This is a genomic window from Ruminococcus sp. J1101004sp1_RTP21198st1_B9_RTP21198_201120, assembly GCF_040924245.1.
Taxonomy (GTDB): domain Bacteria; phylum Bacillota; class Clostridia; order Lachnospirales; family Lachnospiraceae; genus Blautia_A; species Blautia_A faecis.
The window spans coordinates 48,844-63,415 of sequence record NZ_JBCOMI010000024.1; the positions used below are offsets into that span (position 1 = coordinate 48,844).

10 protein-coding genes are annotated in these 14,572 nt (G+C 44.6%); 9 read left to right on the forward strand and 1 reads right to left on the reverse strand.

What is annotated here, in order from left to right; all coding sequences use genetic code 11:
* Positions 1-79: 79 nt before the first annotated feature.
* From AB5618_RS15535 to AB5618_RS15550, 4 genes are all read left to right on the forward strand, one after another.
* The gene (locus tag AB5618_RS15535; RefSeq protein WP_173717186.1) at positions 80-868 is read left to right on the forward strand and encodes a DUF4352 domain-containing protein; all 789 of its coding nucleotides are present in this window, start codon (positions 80-82) and stop codon (positions 866-868) included.
* Positions 869-978: 110 nt separating this feature from the next.
* Positions 979-3,075, forward strand: a complete 2,097-nt coding sequence (locus AB5618_RS15540) for an aryl-sulfate sulfotransferase (RefSeq protein ID WP_368366902.1) — start codon at positions 979-981, stop codon at positions 3,073-3,075.
* Between the two features lie 105 nt (positions 3,076-3,180).
* Positions 3,181-5,256: an aryl-sulfate sulfotransferase gene (locus AB5618_RS15545; RefSeq protein WP_173717184.1), complete on the forward strand. Its 2,076-nt coding sequence runs from the start codon at positions 3,181-3,183 to the stop codon at positions 5,254-5,256.
* A 64-nt stretch (positions 5,257-5,320) separates the two neighbouring features.
* Positions 5,321-5,425 carry a DUF6783 domain-containing protein gene (locus AB5618_RS15550; RefSeq protein ID WP_368072594.1) on the forward strand — a complete coding sequence of 35 codons (105 nt, stop codon included), beginning with the start codon at positions 5,321-5,323 and terminating at the stop codon, positions 5,423-5,425.
* Between the two features lie 14 nt (positions 5,426-5,439).
* Here the strand turns inward: AB5618_RS15550 and AB5618_RS15555 are convergent, their stop codons facing one another.
* Positions 5,440-6,345 (reverse strand): AraC family transcriptional regulator, encoded by a 906-nt coding sequence (locus tag AB5618_RS15555; RefSeq protein WP_118577895.1) that lies wholly within the window; start codon positions 6,343-6,345, stop codon positions 5,440-5,442.
* A 354-nt stretch (positions 6,346-6,699) separates the two neighbouring features.
* On the opposite strand from AB5618_RS15555, the gene AB5618_RS15560 reads away from it, so the two are divergent.
* The 5 genes from AB5618_RS15560 to AB5618_RS15580 all read left to right on the forward strand — a co-directional run bounded on the left by AB5618_RS15560 (position 6,700) and on the right by AB5618_RS15580 (position 14,469).
* Positions 6,700-7,623, forward strand: coding sequence for a dihydrodipicolinate synthase family protein (locus AB5618_RS15560; protein WP_118577896.1), 924 nt, complete (start codon positions 6,700-6,702; stop codon positions 7,621-7,623).
* A gap of 139 nt (positions 7,624-7,762) precedes the next feature.
* Complete coding sequence (locus AB5618_RS15565; protein ID WP_173717183.1) at positions 7,763-8,812, forward strand: sialic acid TRAP transporter substrate-binding protein SiaP; 1,050 nt, start codon at positions 7,763-7,765, stop codon at positions 8,810-8,812.
* Positions 8,813-9,016: 204 nt separating this feature from the next.
* Positions 9,017-9,511: a TRAP transporter small permease gene (locus tag AB5618_RS15570; protein ID WP_148461350.1), complete on the forward strand. Its 495-nt coding sequence runs from the start codon at positions 9,017-9,019 to the stop codon at positions 9,509-9,511.
* Positions 9,508-10,794, forward strand: a complete 1,287-nt coding sequence (locus tag AB5618_RS15575; RefSeq protein WP_148461351.1) for a TRAP transporter large permease — start codon at positions 9,508-9,510, stop codon at positions 10,792-10,794. The genes AB5618_RS15570 and AB5618_RS15575 overlap by 4 nt, the downstream gene beginning before the upstream one ends.
* A gap of 69 nt (positions 10,795-10,863) precedes the next feature.
* Positions 10,864-14,469 (forward strand): glycosyl hydrolase, encoded by a 3,606-nt coding sequence (locus AB5618_RS15580; RefSeq protein ID WP_368366903.1) that lies wholly within the window; start codon positions 10,864-10,866, stop codon positions 14,467-14,469.
* Positions 14,470-14,572 lie beyond the last annotated feature (103 nt).

Consider the following 14,572-nt stretch of genomic DNA (forward strand, 5'->3'; position numbering starts at 1 on the left):
GGCACATTTGGCAGAATATTTATTTCAAACATGCTCCAGGTAAATGAAGTTATACCAGAAAAATAAAGGGAGTAAAAAAATGAAGAAAAAAGTTTTATTACAGGTAATGGGAGCCGTTCTGGTGGCTGGTTTAATGGCTGGTTGTGGTGGCACAAATGATACAAAGACGGAAGAGAATACCAAGACAGAAGCTGCCGCAGACAATGCTGATGCCAAGGAAGAGCCTGACAGCACGGAAGCAGAAGATACAAGTGAAGATTCTGCAAGTACTGATTCCGCTGAAGAAGACAGTGCAGAGGCAGATGACACAGCTGCAGAAGCAGAGAGTACAGGTGAGGATTCTGCAAGTAGTGATTCAACAGAAGCAGACAGTGCAGAGGTGGCCGACAGCAAGGAGACAGAAGCAGCAGGAAGTTCTGCTGGTACAGCAGCCCAGACTGCAAACAGTGATGCATACGGCGAGGTTGTTTCTGCAGCAGGATGGAATATTACAGTAGAAGATGTGGAGATCAATTCCTCTCTTGAGAATGTAAGCGTAGAACTTGGCTATACAGGTGTGGAGACAAGCGACTACAAGAAAGAAGCTGACGCAGGCAAGACTTTCTGTATGATTAAGCTGAAGATCGAGAAAGACGGCAGCAAGGAGACTTTGGACTGGGCGAATCTGAAGCTGACTGACAGTGAAGGAAATGAATACAGCAGAATGGATGATGAATTCATTTCAGAGCTTGGTATGACACGTATGGCAGGAACCACTTTGAATTTCGGTTCCAACGAGGGCTGGATCGCATTTGAGATTGACGAGAATGCAGAAGGTCTGGAGCTTAGCTATCCATTTGAGGCAGAGGAATATCACTGCGCATTATAAGGATGATAAAAAATGCAGACAATCCGTCAGCTGCCATGACGGTGGTATGAAAATGCGGATTTTGTATTAGATCGTGTTTGAGAAATCATAAAATTGCACAGGAGGCTGGCATGAAGAATAAAAGATATCGGGAACTGGCTGCAATACTTGTAATGATGACAATGACAGCGGGTTCTATTACTACAGTTGCAGCAGAAACAGAAACTACAGCAGAGGAAGAAACTACAGCAGAGACAGAAACAGATGAGCCGGAAACAGAAACTGCCGAGGATGCAGAGAATGCAGATTCCGAGGCAGCAGAAACAGCAGATACCCAGTCCCAGGCGACAGCCTTGGAAGTAACTGACCGGTTTGCACAGCAGACTGCTGTTGATGAAGCACTTCTTCAGGAGGCATCAAACGGCTACAGTCTTGATGAGGCTCTGATTGTAGTCAATCCATATGGAATGTCCCCTTTAAGTGCAGTTGCCGTTTTTTCCACAGAGGAAGCCTGCGGCGGAACTGTTACTGTGAAAGGGAAATCAGCAGAGAACGATGTGACGGGAACTTTTGAGGAGGCAACGGAGCATATCGTCCCGATTTATGGTCTTTACAACAATGATACCACAGAGGTTGTAATCACTCTGGATGATGGGACTTCTGCTACCTTTGAAGTAACCACAGAAGATATAGGTGTTGATTACGGTACAATCCAGACAGAGATGAAAAGCGAGGCAAGTTACGATTATTCGAACCTGACTTTTGTCTGCTCCACTATGGGAACCCTGTATGGAGTAGATGCGGCCGGAGATATCAGATTCTTTACCAATATTGGCGGAACTCTCGGAGTTCACCAGCTGGAGAACGGGCATCTTCTCATGCCTGCATCCTATGTGCTGAAGAGCAGCTACTATAAAGAAGGAATGATCGAAGTCGACCTTCTGGGAAAAATTTACCGCGAATACATGATTCCTGGTGGCCAGCATCACGATTTCGTGGAGCTTCCGGATGGCAATCTCCTGGTGGCTTCTGACAGCCCGGACTTAAGCACAGTTGAGGACTACGTGGTAGAAATTGACCGCGAGACCGGTGATGTTGTATGGGAGCTTGACATGAAAGATCTCATCAGCCAGGAAGATGGACAGTCTGCTTCTATGGATTCAGACGGAAGTGAGGAAGCTGACTGGTTCCATAATAATGGTCTTGCCTATGATGCAGAGAATGATCTGGTTCTTCTTTCTGCAAGACACAAAGATGCCATTGTAGCAGTAAATAAAGAGGACAAATCCCTGGCATGGATCCTTGGAGATCCTACAGGCTGGGATGGTGTGGATCCGTCTTATTTCTTTACTCCGGAGGGAGAAGATTTCGAATGGTTCTATGCACAGCATAATGTTTCCATTCTGGATAATGGAGATATTGCTCTTTTTGACAATGGTACTGCCAAGGTAAAACGTGTGGATGGCGATAACCGTGTAAGTGGTGATAACGTATATTCCCGTGCGGTTGTTTATCAGATTGATACAGAGAACATGACCGTTTCCCAGGTAACTGAGTATGGTAAAGAGCGAGGCGCCGACTGGTATTCGGACTGGATTTCCGGTGTGGTTTCCCTGGATGGAACACAGGATCATCTGTGGATCACAGCTGGCTCCCACTTGCATAGCGATGAAGAAAACCGCAGTGATTATTACCCGAAAGATATGTTTGTACAGGGACTGACCAAGACCACACATATTGATCAGGTAGATAATGGAGAGCTGAGCTTTGAGCTGACGATCTCCGGTGACACTTATAATGCGCTGACCTATCGTTCTTTCCGCATGCCCCTTTATACAGAAGGAAAATATGATCCATCCGCAGTTCCGGAGGTGCTTGGTTCTCTTGGAGAGACAAGTTATGAGGAAAGCAGCATTGATGTGAGCACCGCAGAGGCTTTGCCAGATGGCTGGAATTTCCTGCTGGATGGAAGCAAGATCAGTGTGAACGGAAGCTTCCAGACCCAGACCGCAGCAGCAGATCTGCAGGCTGGAAAGATGATCCTGATAAGCGGTGAGTCCCAGAGAGCTTATCAGCTGACACAGACTCCTTCTGAAGGAGATGACAGAACAAATGTTACAGTTAAGGGCTGGACGGCAGTTGACGGGCTGGAAGGTCAGAAATGGGATATTTACCTGGAACTGGACGGTGTTCTTTATAATACGGGATATATGTACAGTCAGGCATAAGTATATAATTTGTCAAAATGGGTTCAAGAGCCTTGAACCCATTTTGACGTTACAGGCTTTGCAGCCTGTACAGACATAACGACAAAAATTTGAGGAGCTTACAGTATGAAAAAATGGAGCAAAAAGAAAAAAATCACCATTCTGCTTCTGTTTCTGGTGCTGCTTGCATTGTTTGCAGGCCTTTGCTGGAAAAAGCGGCGGGGAATTTATAATACTTACATGAAACTTACCAATCAGGAAATTCCCTATTCTGTAAAAGAAAAACGGAAGAAAAAATATGGCTATTACGGTCAAAAGCTGAATGTTACCATGGATGTGGATGACACGATTTCCATTCAGGAAAACGATGATTCCGCGAATGATATCCAGACTGAAATCCCTCAGGCGAAAACACTGGTGGCAACCTCCTATGAGATTGACCAACAGCTGCAGGCAGAGCAGGAAAATGGATATACATGGGATGATCCCATGGTTATTCTTAACCCATATCAGATTTCCCCATTAACTGCAGTAGTACTTTTTGACACAGAAGAAGAGTATGGAGTGCGCTTTACTGTGAAAGGAAAAACTGCAGCAGCAGACATCAGCGGAGAGATAGATGCGGCCAGTTCACACAGAGTGCCCATTATCGGTCTTTATCCGGGAGAGGATAATACAGTAGTACTGGAACTTCTGGATGATTCCGGCAGAGTGAAGGATTCCCAGGAGATCACCATTACAACAGAAGCTTTGCCAGAGTCTCTTACGGATGTGATCGAACCTGTGGAGACCAGTGGAGAATCTGCATATGATCTGACCATGGTTTACGGACAGCGCACTCATCTTCCTTTTGCATATGACTGCATGGGAGATATTCGCTGGTATATGAACAAAGAGACTGGAAATTATGGCCTTTACATGCTTTCCAACTGCAGAATGATCTGGCAGGATACTGCCGGATATGTTCCGAACCTGGAGAAGCCTCAGTCTACCAATCTTTATGAGCTGGATTATCTGGGAAGAGCTTACAACATGTATTATCTTTCCGGGGGAAGTCATCATGAGGTAATTGAGAAGGAGCCAGGCGGAAATCTTCTGGTGCTTACAAGCTCCATGCAGAGCCATTGTGAAGATAAAGTTGAGGAAATCGACCGGCAGACAGGTGCGGTGGTAAATGAACTGAAACTTCAAGATATTATTAAATGCAAATACGAGAATCTGGTTGACTGGGCTCATATTAATACGGTTTCCTATCAGCCGGAGACAGATACTATTCTGCTCAGTGTCCGCAATCTGGAATCTGTGATCAAGGTAAACTGGACAACCAAGGAAATCCAGTGGATTCTTTGCGATCCAAGATTCTGGGAAGGCACAGACTATGAAAAATATGTGCTGAAAGCAGATGGTGATTTCATTTATCAGTTCCAGCAGCATACAGCATATCAGATCGATACAGATCTGGATGGCGATGACCAGACTATAGAAATCACCATGTTTGATAACCATTTCCTGTGGAGAAGGAAGAAAGATATCGACTATTATGACAAGACAGAGGAATCCTACCTGCTGGTATATTCTGTAAATGAAGCAGAAGGTACTGTGAAGCAGATTAAGAAGATTCCTACGGTATGGTCCAAGATCACATCCGCAGCGATTTATGAGGCTGACAGCAATCATTTCTTCGGAATGTGCGGTCATGTGGCAAATGCAGAAAACGGCTGGAAGGGAATGACCTACGAGTTTGACTACGATACAGAGAAGGTCCTGAATCAGTACTGTCTTAAGAAAACCTTTTACCGTGCAGAGGAAATGCGGATTGATTACAACGATCTTGCAAGTCCTATGGAGCTGGATGAGAATTATATCAAAGGAGAATTGTGGCAGCCGGTGAAGACCTGGAAATGGCTGTGGAACAAGAAACCGGATCAGGTGCTTCCGGCAGATACCCTGACATATAACATCACTGGAAAAGTGCTCTATATAGGGACCTATGATCATCAGATTTCCCAGATCATTTTTAAAGGGGCGAAGAATACCTATGTTTATGATACAACAGAGGTTCGTCTGCATATGGAAACATTTCTGGATTTCTATGAAAATATCCCGGTGCCGCTTCAGGGAATGAATGCAGATAATTATGAAATCTACGTCATGTATCAGGACGGATTTTATGATACACAGCAGACCTTTGCAATCAATTAAACAGGTGATATTGCAAAGCCAGAATAGTAAGGGTATTGAGCCCGGATTCAGCTACCGCAGCTGAATCCGGGAAAAATATACAGCAAAGCAGGGCGCGCAGATTGCGGGAATGATTTTCAAACACGCTCTGGACGCGGAAAAAAATGCTGCAAAATCATTTTTGCAATGATTTTGCAGCATTTTCTATGACTGGGAAAAACTTTTGCGGTATGCCGCCGGGCTGTAGCTCAGAGTCTTTTTGAAAACAGAGCAGAAGTAATTGCTGGAAGAAAAGCCCAGCTGGTAAGCAATATCTGTAATGGAATCATCTGTAGTCTTCAGAAGCATCTGTGCCCGATCCATTTTCTGGAGGGTAATGTATTCAGCAGGAGTAATTCCCAGTTCTTCTTTAAATTTGGCTTTAAAACGGGATAGAGAATAGTTGGATGCCTGGGCAAGCTCCTGAAGTGTAATGGGGTTTTCAATATTCTGTTCAATGTATTTCAGCGCATGTCCGATGTCACTGTTCAGCTGTTCATTGATCTCTTCCTGGGCTGGAACTGCAGTCAGGTAGTTCAGACTGGCAAGTACACAGGTCAGATACTGGACACCGGCAATGGAGTCGCCTTCTGTTCCGTAAGAAATCAGGTTAAAAGCAGTGCGCAGCATGGAAATCTGGGAACTGCCTACATGGTACAGGTGCTGATCCATATTCAGAAGCCGATGGCACAAAATATTGCTGTAATGCTGGTTCAGACCAAGGAAATTATCGTGCTCCTTCAGATCCAGCTGCATTGCAAAAAATTCGCAGCGGTTCTGGGCAATATGTCCTGTAGTATGAAGCTCATAAGGTCTGGTGATAAAAAGGTTATTTCCGGTAGCACAGTAGCTGGTGCGGACGCCGCCTTTCATAACGTAAGTCTTGCGCTGGCCTTTCACCATGAAATGAAGCTCGATGATATCAGAGTGATAATGCAGAGGAACCGGAACGCCAGGTGCCATAGGTGTAAAATGAGAAAGATTTCTAAGCCCCGGGATCTTATGTTTATCTGCTGTTAATATTTTTTTATGTTCGTTCCATATGTAATCGTCAAATATTTCCTGTTCCATTCAAGTCGCCTCTTCTTATGTCCGTGAATTATTGTGTTGCAGTCTGTTTTACTACTGTTCACTGGTAACGTTCCGCGAAGTGTGTTACTGTGAACGAAGTGAACCGTAACTCTGTTTTGTTTACCGCACTATGTTTTGCTGGTTTGTATTCTTTTTCGTACAAAGTTATAAAATAGTACTAAATATTTTGCTGAAAGCAATTTTAAATTATTTATATTATACTATAGTCACAGTTGAAAAGCAATTGCGCGGTTGCAGTGGATAGTAAATGTTGTTGTTCATTCCGTTCATAAAAACACATCGCGGAACGTTACCGGTGAACAGCAACAAGTAAACATCAAGAGGGAGAAGAGCATGAAAAAAACAATTGCAGGCGGCGTATGGCCGGTTATGATCACACCTTTTACAGAGGACAACAGGATCGACTATGATGCAGTCCTTCGAATCATTGAGTGGTATGACAAGAACGGTGTTGACGGAATCTTCGCAGTATGTCAGTCCAGTGAAATGTTTGAGCTGAGCCCACAGGAGAGAGTGGAGCTTGCAAAATTTATTATCAATAATACACCAAAGCACATGGGAGTAATTGCTTCCGGACATTGCGCTGAGAAGGTAGAGGATCAGATCCGCGAAGCTCAGACTGTAATCGATGCCGGTGTAGATGCATATGTTTTCATTTCCAATCAGTTTGCAAAAGAGAACGAGAGCGAAGATGTAGCTAAGAAAAATATTGAATATCTTCTGGATCACATTGATGGAGATATGTTCGGTGTTTATGAGTGCCCGGCACCATACAAGAGACTTCTTTCACCAGAGCTTCTCAAATGGTGTGCAGAGACTGAGAAATTTGCATTCCTGAAAGACACCTGCTGTGATCTTGATCAGCTGGAAGCAAAATGCAAAGCAGTTGAGGGCACCGGATTAAAGATCTTCAATGCAAATGCAGCAACACTTCTTCGCAGCATGGAAATGGGATGTGCAGGATACTCAGGAGTTATGGCAAACTTCCATCCGGATCTTTATGTATGGCTTTGCAAGAACTATAAAGAGCAGCCGGAGAAAGCACAGGAGCTTATGAACTTCCTTGGCGCTGCTTCCATGGTTGAGTGCCAGGTATATCCGGTAAACAGCAAATACCATATGAATCTGGTAGGTGTGCCGATGACACTTCAGTCAAGAAGACAGGATTATAAGCTTCTTACAGGAAGCAAGAAATTAGAGATCGAAGAGTTCTGTGCGATCACAGAGACCTTCCGCAAGAGCTTTTTTGGAAAGTAATCAGAGATAACTGCCGGAACGGTGGGGACCGTGAGGCCGGCTGAAAGGTATTTCTTAAGATTTGTAATTGGGGTTACAAATATACGTGAAAAAAGGGAAACAAAAACACATAGTGTGTAAAAATCAGGAGGATGAGAGAATGAAAAAAAGATTAATGGCAGCAGTATTATCAACAGCTATGGCAGCAACAATGCTGTTAACAGGAAGCATCAGTGTACAGGCAGCAGATGCTGCAGCAGCAAATGACCCGGCAGTAGAGCTGATCTTTACATCAGTATCTGTAAGCGGTGACTCCCATACAGAGGCTATGTATGAGTTTGCAGATAAAGTTGAGGAATTATCCGGTGGTTCCGTAACATGTAAATGCTACGACAACGGTTCTCTGTTCTCTTCCGAGAACGAGTTTGATGCTCTTCTTAACGGAGATGCAGATCTGGCATATATTTCCTTCCCGACAATTGCAACACAGATTCCGTCCTACAGCATGTTTGCTTCCGGATATCTGTTCAGCTCCTATGAGCATATGACAAGCGTTCTCAACGGTGACATCGGACTTAACAAGATCCGTCCACAGATTGAAGAGACACTGAACATCAAACCTCTTTCCAGCTTCTATCTTGGAAGCCGTGTAATCAACACAAGAGAGAAAGAAATCAACAGCTACGATGACATGAACGGATTACTTCTCCGTATGCCGAACTCCGAAGCATGGCTGTTCCTTGGTGAGGCACTTGGTGCAAACCCGACACCACTTTCCTTCAGTGAGTTGTATACTGCACTTCAGACTGGCGCTGTAGATGCACAGGATAACCCGCTTCCAAGTATCGAGAGTGCAAAATTCTATGAAGTAACAAAATACATCGCAATCACAAACCACGTTGTTGACTCCATCATGCCATGTATCAACGGTGACACATGGAACAGCATGACAGAGGCTCAGCAGGAAGCTGTTACTGAGGCTATGGAATATGCAAGAGACGTAAACGATACAGCAAGACTTGACAGAGAAGCTGAACTGATCAAATTCTTTGAGGAGAAGGGACTTACTGTTACATATCCTGACATCAACGAGTTTAAAGAAAAAGTTCAGGCTAAGTACATGGAAAACGAAGATATGATCAAAGACTGGGATATGGATCTTTACAACGAAATCCAGGCTATGGCTGATACAACAACCGCAGAAGAGTAAAACGAATTGTCGTGACAACAGGCAAGACATAGTGATCAGCTATGAATTGACAGCAAAACTTGAGACATCTGTCTGACTTATAACAAAGAAAAGTCCCAGGCTGTGTGTACGGCCTGGGCTTTTTAACAAAGAACAGATTTTTTGCCTGTCTGCAAAAGGGAACAAACCGATGGCAGAAAAGTGAATCTGAGAGGAGAGGAAACTGTGGATAATTTCAAAAAGATCGGGAAAAAGATCGTCGATTTCCTTGGCGTTTTTATCCCAAACATTACGTTTTTGGTAATTTTCCTTACCTTTATGGTAACAATCGTATCCAGATATTTTTTCAAAACCCCTGTAACATGGAGTTATGAGGTATCTGTTCTGGGTTACATGTGGACCATGTTCTTCGGCGTTGGTAAGGCAATGGAAGCTGATGAACACGTAGTATTTGGTCTGGTTTACGATGCTGTAAAACCTCGTACCCAGTTTATTTTTAAAGTAGTTTACAATACATTTCTTTTAATCCTGCTGGTAACCTGTTTTGTACCGTGTTTCCAGTCCATGGTTGGAAAGAAAATGGTAACAGGAGTTCTGAAGCTTCCATATACAGTTGTTTTTGCACCATTTATGTATATGCTGGCTGAGATCATCGTCAGAACCTGTATCAATATCAAAAATGCATTTAAAGAATACAAGGAAGGAGGAAAAGAATCATGAGTATGCCGATTATTATGCTGTTTGTGGTTATGGCGATCTGCTTCATAATCCGTATGCCTGTTTCTTTTTCCATGCTTGCAGCTTCTATTACATATTTTCTGCTTGCAGCTCCGGACAAACTGGGCCAGGTATTTACCGTTATCACTGGTAACATGTTTGCAAACTATACCATGCTTGCAGCGCCGCTGTTTATTTTCATGGCAAATGTGCTGAATGAAGGTGAGGTAACGGACAAGCTGTTCTCTTTCTGTAATGGTCTTCTTGGAAGATTAAAAGGTGGTACAGCACAGGTTAACGTATTTATTTCCCTTATTTTCTCAGGTATGACCGGTTCTGCTATCGCAGATGCTTCCGGTATTGGTCTGATGGAGATCGACCAGATGAAAAAAGAGGGATATGATGCAGAGTTCAGCTGTGCCATTACAGCCGCTTCTGCAACGGTAGGACCGATTTTCCCGCCAAGTATTCCAATGGTTATTTACGCTATGTTATCCGGTGCTTCCATTGGTAAGCTGTTTATGGGAGGTATGGTTCCTGGCGTTTTACTTGCCATTCTTCTTATGATCTATGTTGCGTTTATTTCTCATAAGAGAAATTATCCGGCAGGTGTGGTCATGAGCAAGAGAGAGTTCCTGAAAGCTACATTGCAGGCTCTTCCGGCACTGTTTACAGTTGTTATTCTTCTTGGTGGAATTTATTCCGGTATCTGTACTCCTACAGAGGCTGGTGCTGTTGCTTCTGCATACGCACTGATCATTTCTGCACTGATTTACAAAACACTGGGATGGAAAAAGCTTTGGGGTATCATCAAGAAATCCGCTGCCAACACAGCTACACTGGCTCTTCTTTGCGGAACTTCCATGCTGTTCTCTTACATCATCTCTCTGGAGCAGGTTCCGAGAGTTGTTGCAAGCCTGGTTATGGGAATCACAGATAACAAGTACATTTTCCTGTTTATCGTAAACATCGTATTCCTGCTTCTTGGCTGTGTACTTGATGTAAGTACGATCCAGCTGGTATTTGTACCAATGGTTCTTCCACTGGTACAGGCTATGGGCATTGACCTTGTTCATTTCGGCGTTGTGATCTGCCTGAACATGATGATCGGTCTTTCCACACCGCCATTTGGTATGCTGTTGTTTATTGTTTCGGGACTTGGAAAAACGAAGATCAAGGGTGTCATACGTGAGATTTTGCCAATGGTACTTATTATGATTGGGTTGTTGTTCCTGGTTACTTATGTACCGGATATTATTATGTTTATACCTAACAACTTCATGTAAAATATGAACTTGGGTAGTACGAAAGGGACTGTTTTGCAGTCCCTTTTGTTGTATCGGGAGGACGTGAAAATGAGCACATTAGATGAGGTAAAGGGATTGGTTGAGAACCCGCCGAAGGAGTATCGGAGTGCTCCTTTCTGGGGGTGGAATGACAGGCTTCAGAAGGAGAATCTGGGAGAGCAGATAGAGGGATTTAAGAAGGCGGGGATGGGGGGATTTTTTATTCATTCCCGTGAAGGGCTGGAGACGGAGTATCTTTCCACAGAGTGGATGGAGGATGTGAAGTTCTGTGTGGATAAAGCCCGGGAAAATGATCTGGAGCTGTGGATATATGATGAGGATAAATGGCCGTCGGGGGCTGCAGGAGGTATGGTCAGCAGGGTAAATCCTGCGGAGTTTACAGCCAGGGCACTGACGATGGAGTGCGGGAAAGCCGGGGAGCTGGCGGTACCGGCGAAGTTAAGTAACGAGGAAGAAAGGACAGTTACTGGGGACTCGGATTCGATAATGTGTGGCGGGAATCGAAGCACAGACGAAAATTTCATGTCTGGCAGGAACGGCAGTGAAGATTTAGCAGTGGAAGAAACTATGGAGACAGAGTTTCTTCAGGGTGTTTATGTGATTCAGACGGCGGCGGACGGCAGATTTATTAAGAGGATGAAAGAATATCTGACTTATGAGGAAGCTGCTGGAGCTTGCGGTGTTGATGAAGAGATTCTGCTTCTGCGCCAGGAGATTTCTGGTAAGAGTGAGTGGTACAACGGCTTGATGCCGCCAGATAATCTGAATCCGGAGAGCGTGAAGACATTTTTGAAGTTGACCCATGAGCATTATGAGGAAGTGTTTGGCGGAAGTTTTCCAAAAGAGGTGAAAGGATTTTTCACAGATGAACCAAACTGCTGTGATTTCTTCAGCGTTTTCCATGAAGGCAGACCGTGGATTCCGTGGAGTATTGGATTTACAGAGTATTTTATTGAAAAGAGAGGATATGATCCGCAGGAGAAGCTGCCTTATCTGTTTTTTGATGGGGAAGGGGCGGAGAAGATCCGTCATGATTATTGGAAGACGGTGGCACAGCGTTTCGAAGAAAGTTATATGAAACAGGTTTATGAGTGGTGTGATAAACGGGGACTTCGTACTACGGGACATATTTTATATGAGAACGACCTGGGCTATCAGACTCGTGTGTGCGGTGCGGCGATGCCTCAGCTTCGTTATCTGCATAATCCTGGAATTGATCTTCTTGGCGCACAGACGGATGAGTATCTGACTGTGAAACAGTGTGCAAGCGTGGCACATCAGTATGAACGTTCCATGACCATCAGTGAGGCTTACGGCTGCACTGGCTGGGAGCTGGATTTTTCTACTCAGAAATGGCTGGGAGACTGGCAGTTCGCGCTTGGAATTACGAGACGTTGTCAGCATCTTGCCCTGTATTCCATTACTGGCTGCAGGAAGAGGGACTATCCGCCGGTTTTCAACTATCAGAATACCTGGTGGGATGACAATGATAAGATGGAGAATTATTTTGGTCGTCTGGCGCTGTGTCTTTCTCAGGGTGAGCCGGTGCGGAAGGTGCTGATGATCCATCCGATTTCCAGCATCTGGACCGAGTGCCGCAGTGACCGGGCGGAGGATTTCAATCATCTGGAAATGAATATGGGATGGCTGGATGAGCATATTACTTCTTTAAATCGAAAAGGTGAGTATTATAACCGGATCGCAAAAGCGCTGACTGCAGGGCATGTGGATTTTGATTTTGGAGATGAGATCCTGTTGGAGCAGGACGGCAAGGTTGAGGATGGAATGTTTGTGGCAGGAAAGTGCAGCTATCAGGTGGTTGTGGTTCCGGGAGTGAGCAATCTGTTTGCAAACACGGTGAAGCTGTTGAAGGAATTTCTTGCAGCTGGTGGAATGGTGATCTGGCTGAAGCCGTATCCGGTGATGATTGAAGGAGAACGGATTGGTAGTAAGCAGATCTGCGTTGCTAAGAGATGGGATAAAAAAATAGACAGTGAAGATGTAAATGAAGAGAAATCTGACCGCAGGAAAGTGTGTGGAAAATATGGTGATATCCGGGATGTTTTAGATGAGGAAGCATTTGTTCATACGGTTGAGCATGAATGGGAGCTGACGGAAGCTGTGGCGAAATGCACCGGAAAAGATTTTACTGTGCGAAATGCCAGCGGCGCAGAGGATGGTGAGATTCTTTCCATGCTGAGAAAGACAGAAGATGGACATATTCTTTTCCTGACAAATCACGATCGGAACAATGCACATCAGGTTTACATAAAACTTGACTGCGGGAACGCTGTGGAAGAGCTTGACCCGCTGACCGGAGAAGTTTGTGAGGTGGAAACTGTTGCGGATGGAGAGGGCGTTTGCTTTACCAGGACATTCGAGACGGGGATGAGCCGAATTTATTTTGTGAAGAAAATAATAGGGGCTGGACAGATTATTAAAGAGATAAATAGTGTTGAAGACAAATGTGGAATTGAGGAAGATACTACCGTTGTGGACTTGGCGGCTGTTTCTGATGGCGTAAATGCGGTGCATGAAATGACAGTGAGCAAAGCTGCCACATTCCCATACAGACATCCGCATTACACAGATCCCGTATTAGCTACATTCGGTCCGGACGCGAAATTAAGAAGAACTATGGAGAATGTGCTGACGATAGATAAATGTACTTATGAGCTGGGGACTGCTTCAGCAAATAAAATTTGTGACGGAAATGCTATGGTGGAAGATAAAGATCTTGACGCAATTGTAGAGCTGGTATCAGAATTCAGACATGGCAGCGGACTGTCAGAAGCAGGAAGCGTCTGTGAGTCCGCAGAGATGGAAATCTGGCAGGCGCAGAAGGAAATTCGTGAGAAATTGCGCATGCAGCAGGTTTACTATAACGGTGCACCTCAGCGATATACCTGGGTGGATCAGCCACATCCGGCAGATGGAACACCATTTACCATGCATTTCCGGTTTAATGTTGCAGAAGACATTTCCAGTGAATGCAGTTTTGTAATTGAGAAGCCTTATGGTCTGGAAGTTTACTTCGATGGCGTGAAATGTGCGCAGACCGGCAAATGGTTTATTGACAAAGACATGCGTTGCTTCGGACTTCCTGCTTTGAGTAAGGGGGTGCATCGGATTACCATAAAAGGCAGTTACGACCAAAAGCGGGAACTGGAAGATGTATTCGTAATTGGAAATTTCGCCGTAGATATGTCTGGCAATATTTCCAGGGAAAAAGAAATTCTGCATACTGGCGACTGGAGTATGCAAGGTTATGTAAACTATCCGGGAGGAATGATTTATCAGTACAAGGTACCGAGGCTAATCTCCGATAAGCAGGTTCTTCTTCATTTGGGTGAGTGGAGAGGTACCCTTCTGAAAGTCAGAGTAAATGGCAAGGAAGCTGGTTTTCATTTCGAAAAGAAGAACTGTGTCACAGATGTAACTGGTCTTTTCGAAAAAGAAGAGAACACTCTGGAAATCGAGGTTTCCGGAAGCCCAAGAAACATGTTCGGTCCATTCCACCAGTCCTACACCGGCTGCAGCCGGATCAGCTGGGCTGATTTCCGCACCGAGGGAATGTTCCATACGGATGGGAAGGTGTTGGAGCCTTACGGTATGATGGGGCAGAGTTATATTTGTGAGTATGAAGAGCAGTAGGTGAGAGATATGCTTTAGTAACAATATTGCTATTTAGTGTGTTGAAAGTTGTTCAAGGCGGACGCATTCGGACAATGGTGATTGCTCACTCGCCGGCGCAACG